Origin of the sequence: Amycolatopsis tucumanensis, from assembly GCF_021654135.1 — a bacterium.
Lineage (GTDB): Bacteria > Actinomycetota > Actinomycetes > Mycobacteriales > Pseudonocardiaceae > Amycolatopsis_E > Amycolatopsis_E tucumanensis.
This window is the reverse complement of record NZ_JAKGSD010000007.1, coordinates 175,466-197,909: the sequence shown is the minus strand read 5'-3', so window position 1 is coordinate 197,909 and position 22,444 is coordinate 175,466. Positions and strand designations below refer to the sequence as shown.

The 22,444-nt window shown below is 71.6% G+C and carries 20 protein-coding genes; 11 read left to right on the top strand and 9 right to left on the bottom strand.

The window, feature by feature from the left end; genetic code table 11:
- Nucleotides 1–8 precede the first annotated feature (8 nt).
- A complete protein-coding gene (locus tag L2C96_RS10735) occupies nt 9–2,360 on the bottom strand; it encodes a Tex family protein (RefSeq protein WP_020421915.1) in 2,352 nt (783 codons plus the stop codon).
- A 156-nt stretch (nt 2,361–2,516) separates the two neighbouring features.
- Here L2C96_RS10735 and L2C96_RS10730 point away from each other — a divergent pair, with 156 nt between their 5' ends.
- Nucleotides 2,517–2,765 (top strand): hypothetical protein, encoded by a 249-nt coding sequence (locus L2C96_RS10730; protein ID WP_020421914.1) that lies wholly within the window; start codon nt 2,517–2,519, stop codon nt 2,763–2,765.
- Between the two features lie 45 nt (nt 2,766–2,810).
- Complete coding sequence (locus tag L2C96_RS10725; protein WP_237336043.1) at nt 2,811–3,764, top strand: hypothetical protein; 954 nt, start codon at nt 2,811–2,813, stop codon at nt 3,762–3,764.
- Nucleotides 3,765–3,782: 18 nt separating this feature from the next.
- Here L2C96_RS10725 and L2C96_RS10720 read toward each other — a convergent pair whose 3' ends face one another.
- Nucleotides 3,783–4,196: a MarR family winged helix-turn-helix transcriptional regulator gene (locus L2C96_RS10720; RefSeq protein ID WP_237336042.1), complete on the bottom strand. Its 414-nt coding sequence runs from the start codon at nt 4,194–4,196 to the stop codon at nt 3,783–3,785.
- Nucleotides 4,197–4,252: 56 nt separating this feature from the next.
- Between L2C96_RS10720 and L2C96_RS10715 the strand changes: the two genes are divergently transcribed.
- From L2C96_RS10715 to L2C96_RS10700, 4 genes are read left to right on the top strand one after another with little or no spacing between them, the layout of a single operon-like run.
- Complete coding sequence (locus tag L2C96_RS10715; protein ID WP_020421911.1) at nt 4,253–4,819, top strand: non-oxidative hydroxyarylic acid decarboxylases subunit B; 567 nt, start codon at nt 4,253–4,255, stop codon at nt 4,817–4,819.
- 10 nt (nt 4,820–4,829) lie between these two features.
- Entirely contained in the window at nt 4,830–6,251 is a 1,422-nt protein-coding gene (locus tag L2C96_RS10710; RefSeq protein ID WP_020421910.1) for a non-oxidative hydroxyarylic acid decarboxylases subunit C, read from the top strand.
- Nucleotides 6,252–6,261: 10 nt separating this feature from the next.
- A complete protein-coding gene (locus L2C96_RS10705) occupies nt 6,262–6,486 on the top strand; it encodes a non-oxidative hydroxyarylic acid decarboxylases subunit D (RefSeq protein ID WP_237336041.1) in 225 nt (74 codons plus the stop codon).
- The gene (locus L2C96_RS10700; RefSeq protein ID WP_237336040.1) at nt 6,486–6,710 is read left to right on the top strand and encodes a hypothetical protein; all 225 of its coding nucleotides are present in this window, start codon (nt 6,486–6,488) and stop codon (nt 6,708–6,710) included. The genes L2C96_RS10705 and L2C96_RS10700 overlap by 1 nt, the downstream gene beginning before the upstream one ends.
- 129 nt (nt 6,711–6,839) lie before the next feature.
- On the opposite strand, the gene L2C96_RS10695 is transcribed toward L2C96_RS10700, so the two are convergent.
- Nucleotides 6,840–7,250 (bottom strand): hydrolase, encoded by a 411-nt coding sequence (locus L2C96_RS10695; protein WP_237336039.1) that lies wholly within the window; start codon nt 7,248–7,250, stop codon nt 6,840–6,842.
- An 86-nt stretch (nt 7,251–7,336) separates the two neighbouring features.
- On the opposite strand from L2C96_RS10695, the gene L2C96_RS10690 reads away from it, so the two are divergent.
- On the top strand, nt 7,337–8,083 hold the full coding sequence (locus L2C96_RS10690) for an alpha/beta fold hydrolase (RefSeq protein WP_237336038.1): 747 nt from the start codon (nt 7,337–7,339) through the stop codon (nt 8,081–8,083).
- Nucleotides 8,083–9,318: a cytochrome P450 gene (locus L2C96_RS10685; protein WP_237336037.1), complete on the top strand. Its 1,236-nt coding sequence runs from the start codon at nt 8,083–8,085 to the stop codon at nt 9,316–9,318. The genes L2C96_RS10690 and L2C96_RS10685 overlap by 1 nt, the downstream gene beginning before the upstream one ends.
- On the opposite strand, the gene L2C96_RS10680 is transcribed toward L2C96_RS10685, so the two are convergent.
- Genes L2C96_RS10680 through L2C96_RS10660 form a run of 5 tightly spaced genes read right to left on the bottom strand, consistent with a single transcriptional unit; the run spans nt 9,284 to nt 15,682 of the window.
- Nucleotides 9,284–10,069, bottom strand: a complete 786-nt coding sequence (locus L2C96_RS10680; protein WP_020421904.1) for a LamB/YcsF family protein — start codon at nt 10,067–10,069, stop codon at nt 9,284–9,286. The two genes, L2C96_RS10685 and L2C96_RS10680, sit on opposite strands and share 35 nt — an antisense overlap.
- Nucleotides 10,066–13,647: a cobaltochelatase subunit CobN gene (locus L2C96_RS10675; protein WP_237336036.1), complete on the bottom strand. Its 3,582-nt coding sequence runs from the start codon at nt 13,645–13,647 to the stop codon at nt 10,066–10,068. Before L2C96_RS10675 ends, L2C96_RS10680 begins: the two co-directional genes overlap by 4 nt.
- A gap of 51 nt (nt 13,648–13,698) precedes the next feature.
- A complete protein-coding gene (locus tag L2C96_RS10670; protein WP_020421902.1) occupies nt 13,699–13,938 on the bottom strand; it encodes a helix-turn-helix transcriptional regulator in 240 nt (79 codons plus the stop codon).
- Nucleotides 13,935–14,780 (bottom strand): ABC transporter permease, encoded by an 846-nt coding sequence (locus tag L2C96_RS10665; RefSeq protein WP_237336035.1) that lies wholly within the window; start codon nt 14,778–14,780, stop codon nt 13,935–13,937. Before L2C96_RS10665 ends, L2C96_RS10670 begins: the two co-directional genes overlap by 4 nt.
- Nucleotides 14,777–15,682 (bottom strand): ABC transporter ATP-binding protein, encoded by a 906-nt coding sequence (locus L2C96_RS10660; protein WP_237336059.1) that lies wholly within the window; start codon nt 15,680–15,682, stop codon nt 14,777–14,779. The genes L2C96_RS10665 and L2C96_RS10660 overlap by 4 nt, the downstream gene beginning before the upstream one ends.
- Before the next feature lie 112 nt (nt 15,683–15,794).
- Here L2C96_RS10660 and L2C96_RS10655 point away from each other — a divergent pair, with 112 nt between their 5' ends.
- From L2C96_RS10655 to L2C96_RS10645, 3 genes are read left to right on the top strand one after another with little or no spacing between them, the layout of a single operon-like run.
- On the top strand, nt 15,795–16,841 hold the full coding sequence (locus L2C96_RS10655; RefSeq protein ID WP_237336034.1) for a ferredoxin-like domain-containing protein: 1,047 nt from the start codon (nt 15,795–15,797) through the stop codon (nt 16,839–16,841).
- The gene (locus L2C96_RS10650; RefSeq protein ID WP_020421898.1) at nt 16,838–17,461 is read left to right on the top strand and encodes a precorrin-8X methylmutase; all 624 of its coding nucleotides are present in this window, start codon (nt 16,838–16,840) and stop codon (nt 17,459–17,461) included. Before L2C96_RS10655 ends, L2C96_RS10650 begins: the two co-directional genes overlap by 4 nt.
- Nucleotides 17,458–18,948: a precorrin-2 C(20)-methyltransferase gene (locus tag L2C96_RS10645; protein WP_237336033.1), complete on the top strand. Its 1,491-nt coding sequence runs from the start codon at nt 17,458–17,460 to the stop codon at nt 18,946–18,948. Before L2C96_RS10650 ends, L2C96_RS10645 begins: the two co-directional genes overlap by 4 nt.
- 278 nt (nt 18,949–19,226) lie before the next feature.
- Here the strand turns inward: L2C96_RS10645 and L2C96_RS10640 are convergent, their stop codons facing one another.
- Nucleotides 19,227–22,397, bottom strand: a complete 3,171-nt coding sequence (locus tag L2C96_RS10640; protein ID WP_237336032.1) for an arabinosyltransferase domain-containing protein — start codon at nt 22,395–22,397, stop codon at nt 19,227–19,229.
- Nucleotides 22,398–22,444 lie beyond the last annotated feature (47 nt).

The following is a 22,444-nucleotide window of genomic DNA, read 5'->3' as shown; positions in this document are numbered from 1 at the left end:
ACGGCGTTTTAGCGACCGTAGCCGGCCTTCCGGAGTGCGTCGGCCAGCGCACCGCCGCCGCCGGCGGGCTCGCGCCGCTTCGGCTGACCGCCCTTGCGCGGCTGCCCGCCACGGCGCTCACCGCCGCCGCCACCAGCGGGTTTGGCGCGGCCGCCGCCGACCTCGTCGTCCAGGCGCAGGGTCAGCGAGATCCGCTTGCGCGGGATGTCCACCTCGAGCACCTTCACCTTGACGATGTCACCCGGCTTGACTACCTCACGCGGGTCCTTGACGAAGTTCTTCGACATCGCCGACACGTGCACCAGGCCGTCCTGGTGCACCCCGATGTCGACGAACGCCCCGAACGCGGCCACGTTCGTCACCACGCCCTCCAGCCGCATGCCCGGCTTGAGGTCGCCGATCTTCTCCACACCCTCGGCGAACGTCGCGGTCTTGAACGCCGGGCGCGGGTCGCGGCCGGGTTTCTCCAGCTCGGCGAGGATGTCGGTGACGGTCGGCAGGCCGAAGGTCTCGTCGACGAAGTCCTCCGGGCGCAGCTTGCGCAGCACCCGCTCGTTGCCGATCAGCTCCCGCAGCTCGATGCCGGTCTTCGACAGGATCCGCCGCACGACCGGGTAGGCCTCCGGGTGCACGCTGGAGGAGTCCAGCGGGTCGTCGCCGCCACGGATCCGCAGGAAGCCGGCGCACTGCTCGAACGCCTTCGGGCCCAGCCGCGCGACGTCCTTCAGCGCCGAGCGCGACCGGAACGGGCCGTGCGTGTCGCGGTGGTTGACGATGTTCTCGGCCAGGCCGGCGGTGATGCCGGAGACCCTGGTCAGCAGCGGAGTCGACGCGGTGTTGACGTCCACGCCGACCGCGTTCACGCAGTCCTCGACCACCGCGTCCAGCGAGCGGGACAGCGCCACCTCGGACACGTCGTGCTGGTACTGCCCGACGCCGATCGACTTGGGGTCGATTTTCACCAGCTCGGCCAGCGGGTCCTGCAGGCGACGCGCGATCGACACCGCGCCGCGCAGCGAGACGTCCAGCTCGGGCAGCTCCTGCGAGGCGAACGCGGACGCCGAGTAGACCGACGCGCCCGCCTCCGAAACGACGGCCTTGGTCAGCTTCAGCTCGGGGTGCCGCTTGATCAACTCGATGGCGAGCTTGTCGGTCTCCCGGGACGCGGTGCCGTTGCCGATCGCGATCAGGTCCACCGAGTGGGCGGCGCAGAGCTTGGCCAGCTCGTCGATCGACTGGTCCCAGCGGTTCTGCGGCTGGTGTGGGTAGATCGTGTGGGTGTTGACGACCTTGCCGGTCGCGTCCACGACGGCGACCTTCACGCCGGTGCGGAAACCCGGGTCGAGGCCCATCGTGGCGCGGGTGCCTGCGGGCGCGGCCAGCAGCAGGTCGCGCAGGTTCGCGGCGAACACGTTCACCGCGTCCTCCTCGGCCTTCTGGCGCAGCCGCATCCGCAGGTCGATGCCGAGGTGCAGGAGGATCTTGGTGCGCCAGGCCCACCGCACGGTGTCCTGTAGCCACTTGTCGGCCGGGCGGCCCTCGTTGGTGATGCCGAAGCGCTGCGCGATGCGGCGCTCGTAGTCCGAGGGGCCCACCTTCGGCTCGTCGCTGGGTTCTTCCGGCTCGACGGTGAGGTCGAGGACCTCCTCCTTCTCGCCGCGCAGCATCGCCAGCACCCGGTGCGAGGGCATCTTCGTGAACGGCTCGGCGAAGTCGAAGTAGTCGGCGAACTTCGCGCCCTCGGTCTCCTTGCCCTGGCGGACCTTCGACGAGAAGTAGCCCTCCGACCACATCTTCTCGCGCAGCTCGCCGATCAGGTCGGCGTCCTCGCCGAAGCGCTCGACCAGGATCGCGCGAGCCCCGTCCAGCGCGGCCTGCGCGTCCGCGACGCCCTTCTCGGGGTCGACGAACACGGCCGCGGCGGCCTGCGGGTCGGTGTTCGGGTCGTTCAACAGGCCGTCGGCCAGCGGCTCCAGGCCGGCCTCGCGGGCGATCTGCGCCTTCGTGCGCCGCTTCGGCTTGTAGGGGAGGTAGATGTCCTCCAGCCGGGCTTTGGTGTCCGCGGCGCGGATCGCCTCGGCCAGCTCCTCGGTGAGCTTGCCCTGGCTGTCGATCGATTCGAGGATCGCGGCCCGGCGCTCGTCGAGCTCCCGCAGGTAACGCAGCCGGTCCTCCAGCGTGCGCAGCTGGGCGTCGTCCAGCGCGCCGGTCACCTCCTTGCGGTACCGCGCGATGAACGGCACGGTCGCCCCGCCGTCGAGCAGGTCCACGGCGGCCTTGACCTGCCCTTCGCGGACGCCGAGCTCCTCGGCGATCTTCTGCTCGATCGACTGCACGGCCACTGTCACGATGCTGATCACTCCCTGCTCGCGGTTGCGGGGGCCAATTCTGCCTGCGCCGACCGGGCGCGGCACGGAAGGGGTGCCCGCCGTTGCCGAATCGGGAGGATCGGCGCGGTAACCAACGCGGGCCCGGCCGCGACCTCGGGATACCGGGGTCGAGGTGGGCAGGTGCGGATGGGCGGGAAGCGGCAGGTGCGGGTGGCGATGCACCTCCGGCGGGTCGACGTGGACGGGCCGGACGGCGAGCCGGTGACGTTGTCGTACCCGGGGATGCTGCTGACCGGGTACGAGGACGGCCGCGAGGTGTGCCAGCGCTGGATCCCGCTGGGCAGCGAGCCGAGCGTGGCCGACGACGAACGGCTGATCGCGGCCCTGCACGCGGCGATGCTGTGGCAGAACGACGCGGAGGAGGAGTGCCCCTGAGCGGCCTCAGCGCGATCTCAGTTCCGCGCCGATACGTTCCCGGTCATGGTGACGATGGGGGCCGTCGACGTGCGGCGGAGCGGGCCGGGGCCGGTCCGGCTGGGGATCTGTTGCGCGACGATCGCGGCCTGCGTGCCGTACCTCGCGCTGAAGGTGATGTGGCTGTCCGGGAGCAGCGCCGGTGCCGCCACCGCCGCCGGAGCCGCGGAACTGCTGGACGCGCGGCACCTGGTGGGGGACGTGATCACCGGGCTGATGGAGCTGGCGGCCATCGCGCTCGTGCTCGCGCTGACCTTCCCGTGGGGCAGGCGGCTGCCGCGGGTGCTGGCGCTGGGACCGGTCTGGGCGGCGACGGGACTGCTCGCGCCGATCGCGCTCGGCCTGCCGGTGGGGCTGGTCGCGCAGGTGGTGCTGGGTGGTTCCCCGGCGCCGGCGGACAACGGGCTGCAGGGCTGGGTCTACGCCGTGGTGTACGGCGGGTTCGTGGCGCAGGCCGTCGGGTTGCTGGCCGCGTTCGTCGGCTACGCGCGGGACCGGTGGCCGGTGGTGTTCCGGATCCGGGTGCCGGAGCTGGCCCCGCGGCGGCCCGGCCCGCTCGTGACACCGGCTGCGGTGGTCGTTCTCGGTTACGCGGCGATGCTGCTCGCGTGGTCGGTGTCCGGGGCGCGCTGGGGCGGGCCGGCCGGGTTCGACACGGCCGGGCAGAAGTCCTTCCTGCTCGCGCAAGGCCTGCTGGTCGCCGGGGGCGCCGTCGCGGTGCTGAGCCTGGTGCGGCGCCGGGGTTCGGGCCGCGTGCTGCCGCGGGTCGCGGTGGCCTGGGCAGGCACCGGGGTGGCGGTCACCTCCGGGCCGACGCACATCGCGCTGAGCAACAACGGTGCCGTGAGCGCGCTGTTCGCCGCCGTGTCGCTGGCCGGCGCGGTGTGCGGAGTGGTCCTCCTCGTGGCGGGTGCTTCGGCGGTGGCCTCGCCGGCGTCGGACGGGGCAGCGGCGCGCTGACGACGAGGCGGGCGACGGTCACGCCGGCGGCGGGCTGAGCTTCAGCAGGAGCCGGTGCAGTTCGGCCCGCTCCGCGGCGCTCAGCCGGCTCAGCATCGACTCGTCCACCTCGCGCGCGACCGGGTCGGCCTCGCGCAGGGCGGCTTCGCCCGCGCTGGTCAGTCGCAGGATGCGGCGGCGCCGATCGGTGCCGATCGTGCGCGTGATCAGGCCGCGCTGTTCCAGTCGCAGCATCAGGTTCGCCAGCGTCGCCTTGTCGATCGCCGCCTGCTGGCCCGCGCTCGCCTGGTCCACGTCGTCGCCCTCGGCGATCGCCTTCAGGACCGCGTACTGCGGCTTCGTCAGCGCGGGCAGCTCCGCCTGCCAGCGCGCGCCGTGTTCCTGCAGGGCGCGACGCATGACGTGGAACACGGCTTCGTCGACAACGGTCATGAAGGCATGTTAGTGTGCGTACGAAAGGTTCGTATACGAACTAATAGGGAGGCGCGATGCGGCTGATCGTCGGCATGACCGGGGCGACGGGCGCACCCTTCGGCGTCCGGCTGCTCGAAGCGCTCCGCGACCTGCCCGACGTCGAGACGCACCTGGTGCTCTCCCGCTGGGCGCGCACCACCATCGAGCTGGAAACCCCTTACAGCGCACGGGAAGTCGGCAAGCTCGCCGACGTCGTGCACGGCGCGGGGGACCAGGCCGCGCCGATCTCGTCCGGCTCGTTCCGCACCGACGGCATGGTCGTCGTCCCGTGCAGCATGAAGACCGTCGCCGGGATCCGCGCCGGGTACGCCGACGGGCTGGTCGGCCGCGCGGCCGACGTCGTGCTCAAGGAACGCCGCCAGCTCGTCCTGGTGCCGCGCGAGACGCCGCTGAGCGAGATCCACCTGGAGAACCTGCTCGCGCTGGCGCGGATGGGCGTGCGCGTCGTGCCGCCGATGCCCGCCTTCTACAACCACCCGGACTCCGTGGACGACATCGTTGACCACGTCGTCGCCCGCGTGCTGGACCAGTTCGACCTGCCCGCGCCCCGCGCCCGCCGCTGGTCCGGCCTGCACCGATAGGAGGAAACCCGTGCCCTACGACGACTTCCGCTCGTTCCTGGACACTTTGGACGAACACGGGCAGCTGCTGCGGATCACCGAGGAGGTCGCGCCCGAACCCGACCTCGGCGCCGCCGCCAACGCCGCCCCGCGCCTCGGCGACAAGGCGCCCGCGCTGTACTTCGACAACGTCACCGGCTTCACCGACGCCCGGATCGCGCTCAACGTGCACGGCTCCTGGGCCAACCACGCGCTCGCGATGGGACTGCCGCCGCAGACCGGGATCAAGGACCAGGTCGCCGAGTTCATCCGGCGCTGGGAGGATTTCCCGGTGCCGCCGGAGCGGCGCGCGAACCCGCCGTGGGCGGAGAACGTGCTGGAAGGTGACGACGTCGACCTGTTCCGGGTGCTGCCGCTGTTCCGGCTCAACGACGGCGACGGCGGCTTCTACCTGGACAAGGCCGCGGTCGTGTCCCGCGATCCGGCCGATCCGGACCACTTCGGCAAGCAGAACGTCGGGGTGTACCGGATGCAGGTCAAGGGCCGCGCCAAGCTGGGGCTCCAGCCGGTGCCGATGCACGACATCGCGCTGCACCTGGCCAAGGCCGAGGAGAACGGCGAGGACCTGCCGGTCGCGATCGCGCTGGGCAACGAGCCGGTGATCTCGATCGTCGCGGCCACCCCGATGGCCTACGACCAGAGCGAGTACGAGATGGCCGGCGCCCTGCGCGGCGCGCCTGCCCCGATCGCGACCGCGCCGCTGACCGGGCTCGACGTGCCGTGGGGCTCGGAGGTGGTCCTGGAAGGCGTCATCGAGGGCCGCAAGCGCGAGATCGAGGGGCCGTTCGGCGAGTTCACCGGCCACTACTCGGGCGGCCGGAACATGACGGTGGTGCGAATCGACCGCATTCACCACCGGACGAACCCGGTGTTCGAGTCGCTGTACCTCGGCATGCCGTGGACCGAGATCGACTTTCTGATGGCGGCGAACACCTGCGTGCCGATCTACCAGCAGCTCAAGGAGGCCTTCCCGGAGGTGCAGGCGGTCAACGCCATGTACACGCACGGGCTGCTGGCGATCATCTCGACGAAGAAGCGCTACGGCGGGTTCGCGAAGGCCGTCGGGATGCGGGCGATGACCACGCCGCACGGGCTCGGGTACGTCAAGACGGTGATCATGGTCGACGAGGACGTCGACCCGTTCAACCTGCCGCAGGTGATGTGGGCGCTGTCCACAAAGGTCAACCCGGCGGGCGACCTGGTGAACATCCCGAACCTGCCGGTGCTGGAGCTGGACCCCGGTTCGCAGCCCGCCGGCATCACGAACAAGATGATCATCGACGCGACCACCCCGGTGGCGCCCGACGACCGCGGTCACTACAGCCAGCCCGTGCGCGACCTGCCCGAGGCCGCTGCCTGGCTGACCAAGTTGCAGGGAATGCTGGCGCGGTAAGGAGAATCCGATGTGCCCACGTTGTGAGTTCGAGGTCGAGGAGAAACTGGCGGACTCGCCGGTCGCCGGGGTGTGGGAGGTGCTGCAGTGCCGGCGGTGCCTCTACACGTGGCGGACGACGGAGCCGCCGCGGCGCACGAGCCGGGAGCACTACCCGGAGGAGTTCCGGATGACCCAGGCGGACATCGACAACGCGCCCGAGGTGCCCGCCGTGCCGCCGCTGCGGGTGCGCTGATGGCGGACACGCTGATGTGGGAGGTGCGCGCGGTGCCCGGTGGGCGAGACGCGCTGGCGCGCTGGGTCGTCGAGAACGTGCCCGGGCCCGCCGACGTCTACCTCGGCGGGCAGGACCGGGTGGTGGTGATCGCGCGTGGCAAGGCGCGGCTGCCGGAGCCGCCGGCGGAACTGGTGGCGCGGCCGGTGGCGCAGTGGCCGTTCACGTTCCACCGGTCGGTGTAGTCCGCGGTCGGCGACCCCCGTTGCGCTGGAGGGATGGCGGACGAGGCGAAACGCCCAACCGCTACCCCGGCGAGGGTCCGCGCATCGAGGGGCTCCCGGAGCCGGGCAGCGGTGGGTCGGCGAGTTCAGTCAGCCGGCGGGGTGGCAGCGTTTGAAGCCGATCAGCGTGCGGTAGCGCTCGCGGGCCGCGAACTGCGTCAGCGTCCACACCGCCGGCGTGCCGATCTCCGCGCAGAGGTGCAGGACGCGGTCGTCGTCCGTCCAGACGCCCAGGTGTGCGCCGAACGGGTCCGCGGTCCGGTTGAACAGCGCCAGGTCCAGCGGCGCCGGCTCGGTCACCGGGCTGGTCGAGGCCGTGTCGTGCCACAGTTCCCGTGACCGCAGGTCCGGCGCGGCGAGCCCGAAGTGGCGGAGCACCGCGTAGGCGTAGACCTGGCAGTTCGCGCCCGCCGCCGGGTCGCCGGGCGCGCCGGGGATCCGGGAGCCGTCGTAGGGGACCGTCGTCAGCCACTCGGGCAGCCGGGTGAGCAGGGAGTTCACGAGATCATTCTGCTGGTCCGTGCCAACCCGCCGCGACTGTGCCAAGCTCCCAACTGCACGGGTCAGCGAGGACTTGGAGGGCGCAGATGGAGCGGGTCGGCACCGGCGAGCACGTCGTTCTCGTGCTGCACGGCTGGTTCGGGTCGTCGAAGGCGTGGGAGGAGCTCACCCCGCACCTCGACGCCGAGCGGTTCAGCTACTACTTCCCCGACTACCGCGGCTACGGCACGCGCAAGGACGAGGCGGGCACGCACACCATCGCGGAGGCGGCCGGGGACGTGCTGCTGCTCGCCGACGAACTGGGCATCGACCGGTTCTCCCTGGTCGGGCACTCGATGGGCGGCAGCGTCATGCAGTACATCCTCGCCGAGGCGCCCGAGCGAGTCCGGTCGCTGTTCGGGATCTCCCCGGTGCCCGCGAGCGGGGTGCCGATGGACGCCGACACCTGGGGCCTGTTCAGCAGCGCGGCCGAGGACCCGTCGAGCCGCCGCGCGATCATCGACTTCACCACCGGCGGCCGCCACCCCGACTCGTGGCTCGACGGCATGGTCCTGCACTCGCTGGAGAACTCCGACAAGGCCGCGTTCGGCGCCTACCTGGAGGCGTGGGCGAAGACCGACTTCTCGGAGCGGATCGCGGGCAACGAGGCGCCGATCAAGGTGGTCGTCGGCGAGCACGACCCGGCGCTGAGCGAAGAGGTCATGCTGGCGACGTTCGGGCAGTGGTACCCGAAGCTGGAGCTGGAGGTGCTGCCCGACGCCGGGCACTACGCGGCCGACGAGGTGCCGGTGACCGTGGCCAACATGATCGAAGTGTTCCTGGACGAGCACTGATGTCCGATGTGGACGTCTTCGACCCGAGGGTGTTCGCCCGCGGCGTGCCGCACGACGAGCTGCGCCGCCTGCGCGACAGCGAACCGGTCGCGTGGCAAGAGGAACACGAGGTGCTGGACTGGCCGTCCGGGCCCGGCTACTGGGCGGTGACGCGGTACGCCGACGTGAAGCACGTGCTGCGGACGCCGGAGGTGTTCTCGTCCTGGCTCGGGGCGACGCAGATCCGCGACCCCGAGCCGGACGACCTCACGTTCATCCGGCGCATGATCCTCAACATGGACCCACCGGAGCACAACCGGTTGCGGCGCATCGTGGCCGCGGTGTTCACGCGGCGGCGGCTGGAACGCTCGGCGGAGCAGATCGCCGAGCGGGCCCGCGCGTTGATCGGGGCGGTGGTGCCGCGCGGCCGGTGCGATCTGCCGGTCGAGGTGACCGACGACTTCCCGCTGCTCAACCTGGCCGACCTGATCGGGGTGCCGCCGCGGGACCGCGGGTTGCTGCTGAAGTGGACCAACCGCGTCATCGGCTACCAGGACCCGGAGCACGCCGAGGTGGTGCGCGGCCCGGACGGCAAACCGCTCAACCCGCGCTCGCCCGCGCTGCTGGCCGACATGTTCGACTACGCGCAGGAGCTGGCCGAGGCGAAGCGGCGGGACCCGGCGGACGACCTGATGACGGCGCTGGTCCAGGCCACTGTGGACGGCCGCTCGCTGGACGACGCCGAGTTGCGGATGTTCTTCTTCCTCATGGTGATCGCCGGGAACGACACGGTGCGCAGCGCGTTGCCCGGCGGGGTGCTGGCGCTGGTGCAGAACCCGGCCGAGTACCGGCGGTTGCGGGCCGACTCGTCGCTGCTGCCGTCGGCGGTGGAGGAGATGCTGCGGTGGCACCCGCCGGTGCTGACGTTCCGCCGCACCGCCGCTGTCGACACGGAGCTGGGCGGGCAGCGGATCGCGGCCGGGGACAAGGTGGTCGTGTACTTCGCGTCGGCGCACTACGACGAGCGGCAGTTCCCGGACCCGCACCGGTTCGACGTGTCGCGCACGCCCAACGACCACCTGGCGTTCGGGCAGGGCCCGCACCTGTGCCTGGGCGCGCACTTCGGGCGGTTGCAGATGCGGGTGTTCTTCCGGGAGTTCCTGACGATGCTGCCGGAGGTGCGCCTGGACGGCGAGGTGCGGCGGTTGACGTCGAACTTCATCAACGGGGTGACGCACCTGCCGCTGCGCTGGTGAACGACCGGACTTCGACTCCGGCGTTCAGCAGGGCCGCGCGTACCTGACGGCCGATCTCGACCGCCCCGGGGGTGTCCCCGTGCAGACAGATCGACTCGGGCTCCACCTTCACCTCTGAGCCGTCGATCGCCGTGATCACACCCTCGGTCGCCATCCGCACGCATCGCCGGACCACCTCGTCGGCGTCGTGGATCACCGCGCCCGGCTCGCGGCGCGAGACCAGCGTTCCGGACGGCGTGTAGGCCCGGTCGGCGAACGCCTCGCGCACCGGGCGCAGGCCCGCCTTTTCCGCCTGCCGCAACCACTCCGAACCCGGCAACCCCAGCACCGGCAGCGACGGGTCGAACATCCGCACCGCCTCGACCACCGCCGCGGCCTGCTCCGCGTGGTGCACGATCGCGTTGTACAGCGCACCGTGCGGCTTCACGTACGCCACCCGCGTGCCGGCCACCCGAGCGAACGCGTCGAGCGCGCCGATCTGGTACAGCACGTCGTTCGCCAGCTCGTCCGGCGGCACGTCCATGAACCGCCGCCCGAAACCGGCCAGATCCCGGTACGCCACCTGCGCCCCGACAGTCACGCCCCGCGCGGCCGCGGAAGCCGTCACGCGCCGCAGCACGCTCGGGTCCCCCGCGTGGAAACCACACGCCACGTTCGCGCTGGACACGATCTCCAGCAGCGCGTCGTCTTCGGTGAGGTGCCAGATCCCGAACCCCTCACCGAGATCCGCGTTCAGGTCCACCCCGGTCACTCGCCCTCCAGCGCACCTTCGGTCCGCAGGTACACCTCGCGCAACTGCCCCAGCAGCTCCGGGTCCGGCTCCGCCCACAGGCCGCGGTCGGCGGCCTCGGTGAGCCGCTCGATGATGCCGCGCAGCGCCCACGGGTTGGCCTTCGCGAGGAACTCCTGGTTCTGCTGGTCGAGGACGTACGACTGGGACAGCTTTTCGTACATCCAGTCCTGCACGACCCCGGCGGTGGCGTCGAAGCCGAACAGGTAGTCCACCGTGGCCGCGAGCTCGAACGCGCCCTTGTAGCCGTGCTTGCGCATCGCCGCGATCCAGCGCGGGTTGACCACCCTGGCGCGGAACACGCGGGCCGTCTCCTCGGACAGCGACCGCGTTCGCACCGCGTCCGGGCTCGTCGAATCGCCCACGTACGACGCGGGAGCCTTGCCGGTCAGCGCGCGTGTGAACGCGATCATGCCGCCGTGGTACTGGAAGTAGTCGTCCGAGTCGGCGATGTCGTGCTCACGCGTGTCGGTGTTCTTCGCCGCCACCTCGATGCGCCGGTACGCGCTCTCCATGTCCGGCCGCGCCTCGACGCCGTCCAGGCCCCGCCCGTAGGCGTAGCCGCCCCAGGTCGCGTACACCTCGGCCAGGTCGGCGTCGTCCCGCCAGTTGCCCGAGTCCAGCAGCGGCAGGATTCCCGCGCCGTACGCGCCCGGCTTGGAGCCGAAGATCCGCGTCGTGGCCCGGCGCTCATCACCGTGCGACTCCAAATCGGCCTGCACGTGCGCGCGCACGAAGTTGTCCGACGCGGGTTCGTCCAGCGACGCCGCCAGCCGCACCGCGTCGTCCAGCAGGGCCACCACGTGCGGGAACGCGTCCCGGAAGAACCCGCTGATCCGCACGGTCACGTCGATGCGCGGGCGGCCGAGTTCGGCGAGCGGGATCGGCTCCAGCCCGGTCACCCGGCGGGACGCGTCGTCCCACACCGGCTGCACACCCAGCAGCGCCAGCACTTCCGCCGCGTCGTCACCCGAGGTCCGCATCGCCGACGTGCCCCACACCGACAGGCCGACCGACTTCGGCCAGTCGCCGGTGTCCTCGCGGTAGCGGCGCAGCAGCGACTCCGCCAGCGCCTGCCCGGTCTCCCACGCCAGGCGGCTCGGGATCGCCTTCGGGTCCACCGTGTAGAAGTTGCGGCCGGTCGGCAGCACGTTGACCAGTCCGCGCAGCGGCGAACCGCTCGGCCCGGCGGCGATGTACCCGCCGTCCAGGGCGTGCAGCACCGAATCGATCTCCGCCGACGTCCCGGCCAGCCGCGGCACGATCTCGGTGGCCGCGAACGTCAGCACCCGCGCGACCTCCGGATCGGGAGCCACCTCCGCGACCGCCGACGGCGCCCAGTCCCGCTTCTCCATCGCTTCGACCAGGGCACGAGCCGACGCCTCGATGGCGTCCACTTCGGACGTCGGCGCGCCGTCGGTGAGCCCCAGCACGGACCGCAGGCCGGGCACCGCACCCGCCTGGCCGCCCCACATCTGCTGCGCCCGCAGCATGGCCAGCACCAGGTTCACCCGCGCCTCACCGGCCGGCGCGGCGCCGAGGATGTGCAGCCCGTCGCGGATCTGCGCGTCCTTGACCTCGCACAGCCAGCCGTCGATGTGCAGCAGGAAGTCGTCGAACTCGGCGTCGTGCGGCCGCTCCGCCACGCCGAGGTCGTGGTCCAGCTTGGCGGCCTGGATCAGCGTCCAGATCTGCTGGCGGATCGCGGGCAGCTTCGCCGGGTCCATCGCCGCGATGTTCGCGTGCTCGTCGAGCAGCTGCTCCAGCCGGGCCAGGTCGCCGTAGCTCTCCGCGCGCGCCATCGGCGGGATCAGGTGGTCGACGATCGTGGCGTGCGCACGCCGCTTCGCCTGCGCGCCCTCGCCCGGGTCGTTGATCAGGAACGGGTAGATCAGCGGCAGGTTGCCCAGCACCGCGTCCGGGCCGCACGCCGCGGACAGCCCGGCGTTCTTGCCCGGCAGCCACTCCAGCGACCCGTGCTTGCCCAGGTGGACCACCGCGTGCGCGCCGAACTCCTCCTCGATCCACCGGTAGCAGGCGAGGTAGTGGTGGCTCGGCGGCAGGTCCGGGTTGTGGTAGATCGCCACCGGGTTCTCGCCGAACCCGCGTGGCGGCTGGATCATCAGCATGACGTTCCCGGCCCGCAGCGAGGCCAGCACGATGTCACCGTCCGGATTGGACGAGCGGTCCACGTACAGGTCGCCGGGCGGCGGGCCCCAGTGCTCCTCGATCTCGGCGCGCAGGTCCTCCGGCAGCGCGGCGAACCACTCGCGGTAGCGCGCGGCCGGCACTCGGATCGGGTTGCCGGACAGCTGCTCCTCGGTCAGCCACTCCGGGTCCTGACCGCCCGCGGCGATCAGCGCGTGGATGAGCGCGTCGCCGTCCGGCTGGTCGGTGCCGGTCGGCTCCACGCCGGGGAAGGGCTCGTCGCCGAGGTCGTAGCCCTGCGCGCGCATGCGGCGCAGCAGCTCGATCGCTGAGGCCGGGGTGTCCAGGCCCACCGCGTTGCCGACCCGCGAGTGCTTCGTCGGGTACGCCGAGAGCATCAGCACGATCCGGCGCTCCGACGGCGGGGTGTGGCGCAGGCGGGCGTGCGCGAGCGCGATGCCCGCGACCCGCGCGGCGCGCTCCGGGTCCGGCACGTAGTGCGGCAGGCCGTCGTCGTCGATCTCCTTGAACGAGAACGGCACGGTGATCAGGCGGCCGTCGAACTCCGGCACCGCCATCTGGTTGCCCGCGTCCAGCGGGGACAGGCCGTCGTCGTTGTCCTCCCAGGTCGCGCGGTCGCTGGTCAGGCACAGCGCCTGCAGCGTCGGCACGTCCAGCGCGGCCAGCTCGGCGACGTCCCACGCCTCGTCGTCGCCACCGGCGCCCACCTCGGACGGCCGGGTGCCGCCCGCCGCGAGCACCGTGACCAGCAGCGCGTCGGCCTTGCGCAGCTCGGCCATCATCTCCGGCTCACGGGAGCGCAGCGACGCGCAGTAGATCGGCAGGGCCTGCCCGCCCGCGTCCTCGACCGCCTCGGCCAGCGCCTCGACGAACCGGGTGTTCCCGGACAGGTGGTGGGCGCGGTAGTAGAGGATCGCCACCACGGGGCCGTCGGTACGGCTCGGTGTGCGCTCCAGCACACCCCACGCCGGCTGCTCGGCGGGCGGCTCGAAGCCGTCACCGGTGAGCAGCAGCGTGTCGGAGAGGAACCGGTGCAGCTGGGTGAGGTTGTCCGGCCCGCCCTGCGCGAGGTAGGCGTGCGCCTCGGTGGCGATGCCGGCGGGCACGGTGGACAACGCCATCAGCTCGGCGTCCGGCGTCTGCTCACCGCCCAGGACCACCACGTGCTTCCCGCTCGCCCGGACCGTGTCCAGGCCCTCCTGCCAGGTCCGCGCCGATCCCAGGATGCGGACCACGACGACGTCGGCGTCCGCCAGCAGGCCGGGGAGCTCGGCCAGGTCGAGCCGGGCCGGGTTGGCCAGCGTGTAACCGGCCTCGCTGGTCCGGGCGCTGAGCAGGTCGGTGTCCGAAGTGGACAGCAGCAGGATCACGCGGGTTCCCTCCTAGGTCTCCTCAACACTGTCCGTTGAGCAGGCCCGGAGTCAAGCCGTCCGTTCCTCGCGGCCGAGGCGGGGGAAGGGTTGCGTGGAGAAGATCACCTCGACGGGCACCTCGAAGTACTCGGCGATGCGCAGCGCGAGGTACAGGCTCGGGCTGTATTCGCCGCGTTCGAGGTACCCGATCGTCTGGTAGTGCACCCCGACCGCCTCGGCCAGCTGCCGCCGCGAGATGCCGCGCTCGGCGCGCAGCATCGCGATGCGGTTGTAGATCGACTCACTCATCCCGGCATCCGCTGTAGTGCCTTCTCCCGCCGTGCGGCCACGGTCGACCCGGACTCGCGCCGCGCCATCCTACGCAGCACGATCGGCGCCAGCACCAGGCCGGCGACCGCCCACGCGCCGAGCACGCCGAGCGTCTCCCAGGTCCGCCACGACTGCCCGATCTCCACGGCCACCATGCTGTCCGGCAGGAACGCCGAGCGCATGCCGAGGCCGAGCCAGTACAGCGGGAACACCTGCGCGATGCCCTGGACCCAGGTGGGCAGCTCGCCGATCGGGTAGAAGATGCCCGACGTGCCGACCAGCGCCATCACCGGCAACATGATCACGCCCATCGTGCGCGGGTTCTCGAACAGCGACCCGAACACCGCCCCGATCGGCAGCGTCGCGACCAGGCCGAGCACCAGCACCCAGGCCAGTGTCACCCAGGTCATGGCGTCGATCTCCAGGCCGTCGAACATGAACAGGCCGGGCACGATCAGCAGCGCGATGCCGACGATCGTCATGCCGGAGACCATCACGATCTTGCCGATCAGGTAGCCGCTCATACCGTTGGGCAGGGCCTTCGCGCGCAGCAGGGTGCCGTCCTCGCGTTCGACCGTGAGCTGCTGCATCGTGTTGATCAGCCCGCTGAACCCGACGCTCGCGCCGATCAGGCTGGGCAGCGTCATCGAGCCGCGGGAGAACGAGGTGCCCGGGATGACCGAGCCCTTCATCAGGGTCATCACCACCAGGAACACCACGGTCGGGAAGAAGTAGCCCCACAGGTCCTGGAGGATGGTGAAGCTCTGCCGCAGCTCGATCAGGCCGCGCTGGAACCCCGCGCGCAGTGCCGTGGCGTTCACTGGGCGCCTCCTTCGAACTTGCGCAGCAGCGCCATGTAGGTGTCCTCCAGGCTCGCCCGGCGCACCTCCAGGTCCTCGATCTCCTCGTCGTACTGGGCGAACAGCTCACGCACGTACTTCGTCGCGTCCGTGGTCGAGTGCACGTACCGTTGCCCGCCGCGGGTCCAGCGGACCTCGGCGTCGGTGGACATCTCGCGGCCGAGCTGCTCGGCCGACCCGTTCGCGATGATCGTGCCGCCTGCCAGGATCAGGATCCGGTCGGCGAGCTTCTCGGCCTCGTCCAGGTCGTGCGTGGTGAGCAGGATCGTGGTGTCCGACTCGTCGGCCAGCCGGTGCACCAGGTCGTGGAACTCGCGGCGCGCCTCCGGGTCGAAGCCGGCGGTCGGCTCGTCCAGGAACAGCAGGTCGGGGCGGCCGACGATGCCGATCGCGACGTCCAGCCGCCGCCGCTGCCCGCCGGAGAGCCTGCCGACCCGCTTGTGCGCGTGCGGGGTGAGGCCGACGGTGTCGATCAGGTCGTCGACGTCCCACGGCTGCCGGTGGTCGACGTAGTACGAGCCGAGGTGGGCCAGCAGCTCGCGCACCCGCCACTTGCCGTGGTCCCGCCACGACTGCAGCACGATGCCCAGCCGCGCGCGCCAGGCCTCGGTCCCCCTGGCCGGGTCGACGCCGAGCACCCGCACGTCGCCCGCCGACCGCATCCGGAAGCCTTCGAGGATCTCGATGGTGGTCGTCTTGCCCGCGCCGTTCGGGCCGAGCAGCGCCAGCACCTCGCCCGGCGCGGCCTGGAAGGTCACGCCCTTGAGCACGTCGTTGGCGCCGTAACGCATGCGGAGGTCGCGCACGTCGAGCGCGGGCTCGTCGCCCGGCGGCTCCGGCGGTCTCGTCGCGACCTGGCTCATCGCTGTCATAGGTGTTCTCCCCAGTGCTACGCCTGTGCGATGGAATGTAGCAGACCTACTACATATGATCCAGGTAATACTTCGCGTCGATCCCGCCGTTTACAGTGAGCGCATGGCCCATCCCGGACGTGTCCGCCCCGACGCCTGTCCGGGTGTCTTCGCCACGCACGACGCCGCCGACGGCGCGCTCGCCCGGATCCGGCTGCCCGGCGGACGGGTGAGCGCCGGGCAGGCCGACGTGCTGGCCTCGTGCGCCAAGGAGCTCGGCGACGGCTCGGTGCACCTGACCTCGCGCGGCAACATCCAGCTGCGCGGCCTGTCGCGGGACACCGGCGAGCTGGCCGCCCGGCTGACGTCGGCCGGTCTGCTGCCCGCGCCCGCGCACGAGCGGGTGCGCAACTACCTGGCCTCGCCGCTGAGCGGGCTCGCCGGAGGGCTGGTCGACGTGCGCGACGCGGTGTTCGAGCTGGACCGGGCGGTGTGCGCGCGGCCCGAGCTGGCCGCCCTGCCGGGCCGGTTCCTGTTCGCGCTCGACGACGGCCGCGGCGACGTGTCGGGCGAGGACGCGGACGTGTGCTGGCGCGCGCTGGACTCCGCGACCGGCGCGGTGTTGCTCGCCGGGCGGGACACCGGCGAGCGGGTGCCGTTCGCCGGCGCGGTCGACGCGCTCGTGCGGAAGGCGTTGTGGTTCCTGGAGGTGCGGGGCAGCGCGTGGCGGGTGCGGGAGCTGGACTTGCCGCTTGGCGAGCGGCTGCCCACGTCACCTGGGGTGCCGATCGGGCCGTTCACCCGCGACGACGGGCGCGCCGGGGTCGTCGGCGCGCCGGTGCTGGGGCAGCTCGCGGCCGCGGATCTGCGGGCGCTGGGGGAGGTCGTAGTGACGCCGTGGCGGTCGGTCGTGGTGCCGCTCGGCCTGGACGTGCCGGGCCTGGTGACCGATCCGGACACGCCGGGGCTGGGGATCAGCGCGTGCATCGGACGGCCGGGCTGCGCGAAGTCGCGCGCCGACGTGCGGGCGGACGCGCGGGCCGTGATGCGCCGCGTGCCCGCCGGGGTGCGGATGCACTTCTCCGGATGCGAACGGCGGTGCGGGCGACCGCACGAGCCGCACGTCGACATGCTCGCGGGCACTGAGGAATACCAGAAGGGAACAGCGTGATCGACTACATCCGCGACGGGGCGGAGATCTACCGCCACTCGTTCGCCACGATCCGCGAGGAGGCCGACCTCGCGATCCTGCCGGAGGACCTGGAGCCGGTCGCGGTCCGCATGATCCACTCGTGCGGGATGGTCGACCTCGTCGACGACCTGGCCTACTCGCTCGACCTCGTCGAGTCGGCCCGCGCCGCGCTGCGCGCCGGGGCGCCGGTGCTGTGCGACGCACAGATGATCGCCAGCGGCGTGACCCGCAAGCGCTTGCCCGCTGCCAACGAGATCCTGTGCACGCTGTCCGACGAGCGCGTGCCCGCGCTGGCCGAGCGGATGGGCACCACCCGTTCGGCGGCCGCGCTGGAGCTGTGGCGGGACAAGCTCGCGGGCTCGGTGGTGGCGATCGGCAACGCGCCGACGGCGTTGTTCCGGCTGCTGGAGATGATCGAGGAGGGCGCCGGGGTGCCCGCCGCGATCATCGGGGTGCCGGTCGGGTTCGTCGGCGCCGCCGAGTCCAAGGAAGAGCTGGTCAAGCGTGCGCCCGCGCCCTACCTGGTGGTGCACGGGCGGCGCGGCGGCAGCGCCATGGCGGTCTCCGCGGTCAACGCGCTCGCGAGCGAGGTCGAATGAAGACGGGCAAGCTGTGGGGTGTCGGACTCGGCCCCGGCGATCCGGAGCTGATGACGGTCAAGGCCGCGCGCCTGATCAGCGAGGCCGACGTGATCGCCTACCACTGCGCGCGGCACGGCCGCAGCATCGCGCGGTCGGTGGCCGAGCCGTACCTGAGTGAGGGTCAGATCGAGGAACGGCTGATGTACCCGGTCACGACCGAGGGCACCGACCACCCCGGCGGGTACGAGGGCGCGATCGCGGAGTTCTACGAGCTGAGCGCGAAGCGGCTGGCCGAGCACCTGGACGCCGGGCGCGACGTGGTGGTGCTGTGCGAGGGTGACCCGTTCTTCTTCGGCTCCTACATGTACATGCACGAGCGGCTGTGCGACCGGTACGAGGCCGAGGCGGTGCCCGGGGTGACGTCGGTGTCGGCGGCGTCGGCGGTGCTCGGCAAGCCACTGGTGCAGCGCGACGAGGTGCTGACGATCCTGCCCGGGACGCTGCCAGCGCCGGAACTCGCGCGGCGGCTGGCGGACACGCAGGCCGCGGCGGTGATGAAGCTGGGCCGCACGTTCGGCTCGGTGCGGGAGGCGCTGGCCGAGTCCGGACGGCTGGACGAGGCCTACTACGTCGAGCGGGCCACGTGGTCCAACCAGCGGGTCGAGCCGTTCGCCGACGTGGACCCGTCGACGGTGCCGTACTTCTCGCTGGCGCTGGTGCCGAGTCCGGCTTACGCGTCGCGCAAGGAGCCGGCTGCCGAGCCGGCGGCGGTTCCCGTCGAGAGCGGCGAGGTCGTGGTCGTCGGGCTGGGGCCGGCCGGGCCGGAGTGGCTGACGCCGGAGGCTTCGGCCGCGTTGGCCGAGGCCGAGCACATCGTCGGGTACGGGCCGTATGTGGCGAAGGTGCCGCAGCGGGCCGGGCAGGTGCGGCACGCGTCCGGGAACCGGGTCGAGGCGGATCGGGCCCGGCATGCGCTGTCGCTGGCCGCGTCCGGTGCTCGGGTGGCGGTGGTGTCCTCGGGTGATCCCGGTGTGTTCGCGATGGCTTCGGCGGTGCTGGAGCAGGCGGCTTCGTTGGAAGAGCCGGTGCGGGTGCGGGTGATTCCGGGCGTGACGGCTGCGTCCGCCGCGGCGGCCCGGGTTGGGGCGCCGTTGGGGCATGACTACTGCGTCTTGTCGTTGTCGGATCGGTTGAAGCCCTGGGAGGTCATCGAGCGGCGGTTGGAGGCTGCTGGGGTGGCTGATCTCGTGGTGGCTCTTTACAACCCGGCTTCGCGGACGCGGACTGAGCAGTTGGTGCGGACTCGGGATGTGTTGTTGCGGCATCGGTCGGAGTCGACGCCGGTCGTGGTGGCTCGGGATGTTGGGGGTCCCGAGGAGTCGGTGATGGTGACTTCCTTGGGGGAGTTTGATCCTTCGGTGGTTGATATGCGGTGTTTGGTGATTGTTGGCTCGTCGCGGACTCGCGTTGATCACGGGTTTGTGTGGACGCCGCGGTCCTATTGATTGCGTAGCCGCTACGCGGGTTGTTAGAGCGCCGGCTTCGCTTCGCTACGCCCGGATTGGACCCGCCGCCCCGATTTTTCATTGTTTCTACGCCCGAGCAGGGGTTGTCAAGGCTGGAAAGAGTACCTTGACAACCCCTGGTCGGGCGCAGAACTGGGCTGTGGATCGGGGTGCGGGGGTGGGGTGGGCGGTCTTTGTGTTCGGTTTTCGCGCCCGGTGGCGGTTTTGTTGGTGGTGAAAGAGAAAGCCCCCGCCTTGTGTGTGGCGGGGGCTTCTCGTTAGCGGGTTGGCGTTGAGCCGTTTGGTTGTTGTGGGCCTGGGCCTGGGCTTTGCCAGCCCCACATCGTTTCGGTTCCGTGTTCCACCTGGGGTGCCACGCCGTCGGTGTACGGCTCGATCTGCAGCAGGCGTCCCCACGAGCGGCCGGACTGGTCGCCCTCCAGGTAGCTCGGCACCTCGGGCTGGTTGGCCAGCTCCTCGATCCACCCGTTCGGCCCGCCGCCGATGTTGTCCGCCACGCCCGCCTCCGCGGCCAGGTCACCCGCGGTGATGCGGTACGCCGGGATCTGCGAGATGCCGTCGTGCGAGGCGACCGGGTTCATGCACGGGTACACGAACGCCGCGGGCCAGTCCATGTAGACCGGCGCGCTGCCGACCCGCTGCGTGAGCGTGGTGAACGTCGGCACGCGCGGGGCGCTCACCGCGACCCAGCCGTCGCCCGTGATGTCGTCGTCCTTGGCCACCACACGCACCCGGTTGACGTCCGCGGGCAGATCACCGATGTCGAGCCGCTCGTCGGCCCACTTCGTCTCGTCCGCCGACGCCCCGGTGCCCACGTTCTGCGCCAGCACCGTCGTCGACCGGACCACCTCGACGCCCGCCGGCGTCTCCCGGCCGAACTCCAGCGCCACGCTCGTCGCCTTGCCCGGGGGCGCGGCGGCGGCGATCGTCACCTGCGCGCCTGCGTGCTGGTCCGGCAGCGCGTACCAGTCGGTGCGCAGCCGGCCCGTCGCGGAGCCCTCGTGGTAGCTGCTCCACATCGGCACGGTCGCCGTGGTGAAACCGTGCGGCGGCGAGTTCAGCGGGTCGTCGTCGCCGTTGCCGTCGGTGTGGAAACCCGCCGACGACTTCTCGTTGCCCTCGTCCTCGGGCCGCGGCAGCGTCGAGTTCTCCGGCGTCGCGGTCTCCGGCACGGTCACCGCCGACACCGGTTTGAGCATGCTCGACACCGGGTCCTGCTCGACCATCACGTGATCGGACAGGTTGCAGCTCTTGCCGAACAGGTGGTCCACGTTCGCCGCGGCCAGGCTGTAACTGCCCGTCGACATCTGCTTCTGGATGCCCTTCGCCATGCTGGCGACCTCGAACACCACGACCGCGCCGCACACCACGACCAGCGACGTCGCGCCCAGCCGCAGCGCCCGGCCACGCCGCTCCTGCACCGGCGGCGGCGCGCCCGGCCGCTGCATGCGCACGTTCTCCACGAACGCGAACACCGCCGCCACCGCCGCGGCCAGCAGCAGCGCCGTGGACAGGTGGTAGCCCTTGATCGACGGCGCCTTGTCCCACCACGGCACACCGAGGCTGGACACGAACCAGTACGCGTTCGGGCCCGTGGCGGCCAGCGCGGACACCACCAGCAGCCCCGCGGTGAACGCCGCCCGGTTGCGCCGCGACCGCAGCACCGTCGAACTCGTCGCCAGCGCGGTCAGCGCCGCCATCGCCGCCCCCACACCGGCGAACGCGCCGAAGTGGTGCGTCCACTTGGTCGGGGTCAGCGCCAGCAGCAGGAAGAACAGCGCCACGGTGCCGATCAGGCGACGAGCCGGGCCGAGCGCGGCGCCCTGGATGCGGCCGCGGCGCAGCAGCACCACCAGGCAGGTGCCGGTGCACAGGATCAGCAGCAGCACCGGGAACCGGCGGGTCAGCGCGCCGTCCGCGCTGCTCTCGAACAGCAGCTCGTACCGCGACAGCTCCTCGTACCACGACTTGTTCGGGCCGACCGAGCCACGCAGGCGGGTCGCCTCCATCACCGTCGAGAACGTCTGGTCGGCGAAGACCACGATCAGCACGATGAACCCGGCCGCCGCGATCGGCGCCAGCACCGCGGCCCAGCCCGAATCGCGGGCCCGGCTGCGTAGCAGGTGGAACAACGGCTTCGCGGCCACCAGGAACGGCGCCACCGCGATCAGCGCGGTCGGCGTCGCGGCCAGCGCGAAGGCGGCCCCGATCAGGCCGAGGCACAGCGGCAGCAGGCGCCGCGTGACCAGCGAGCGCTCCACGGCGCACAGGGCGATCAGCGAGCCCAGCGCGGCCCACGGCTCGGGGCGGACACCGTTGTTGAACGGCAGCCACCACACCAGGAACACCACGGCCGCGGCCCAGCCCGCCGCCGGGCTGATCCGGACCTCCTTGCCCAGCCGCGGCAGCACCTCACGGCTGATCAGCAGCCAGCTCAGCACGCCGAGCAGGAACGACGGCAACCGGATCCACGGCGGCACCGTGGACACCGTCGCCATCAGCTCGTAGATGTGGTCGTTCCACCCGAACGGCGCCTCCGCGACGCCGAACCACCGGTGGTAGTTGGTCAGGTAGCCGACCTGGTCGGCGACTCTGGCCATGGTCAGGATGTAGCCGTCGTCCGAGGTCACCGGCCCGATGAACACCCACGCGCCGAGCACGCCGAAGACGGTCACGTCCCGCTTGGTGAGCTTCCACCAGCCGATCGGCGCCCACCGCGGCGCTCGCCGCGCGGTGCCGGAGTCCAGCCGGTTGACCGCGATCAGGCAGCCGATCAGCGACAGCACACCGAACACGCCGATGCCGACCTTCAGCCCGGTGGGGGACGACTGGTAGCGGGTGTCCGGGGTGATGCCGACCGACAGACCGGCGATCGGGTCCCGCGCCGACGAGATGTCGGTGTAGATGCCCAGCACGCGCGGCCGGACGTCGCCGGCCGAGTCGTAGACCGGGGTGCCCGCCACCGACAGCGTGGTGTGCGTCGCGGTCGAGCTGACCCGCACGTCGCACCCCGCGGCCGGCAGCGGCTGGCGCGCGACCTGCTGGCCGCGGCTGGTCGCGGTGAGCACGCCGTCCTGGACGTTGAGCTGCATGCCGGCGCCGTTGCCCGCGCGGGCGGGCGGCACGGTCGAGAACAGCAGCCCCGCGCCCGCGGTGCGCGCGTCGAGCGACTGGATCGTCGCGCACGGCACACCGACCTGCAGGTCCTGCGCCCAGTAGCCGACGAGCGGGGCGTTCACCGGGCGCGTGTCGCTGCCGGCCGGCCACACGATCTTCGCCGTGTCCTGGACGACCGGCAGCAACGGGAAGGCGACCGCGCAGCCCGCGGCGAACAGGCCCAGTACGACGGCGAGCAGCCGCCACAAGAACGTGTGAGGTCGCTCCGCCGAGGTGCGTGCCGAAGTGCCCGGCTGGTCCGGGTCGGTCACCTCATCCGGTGCGACAGTAGGTGTCCTGCTGGCCATCCACATTGGCA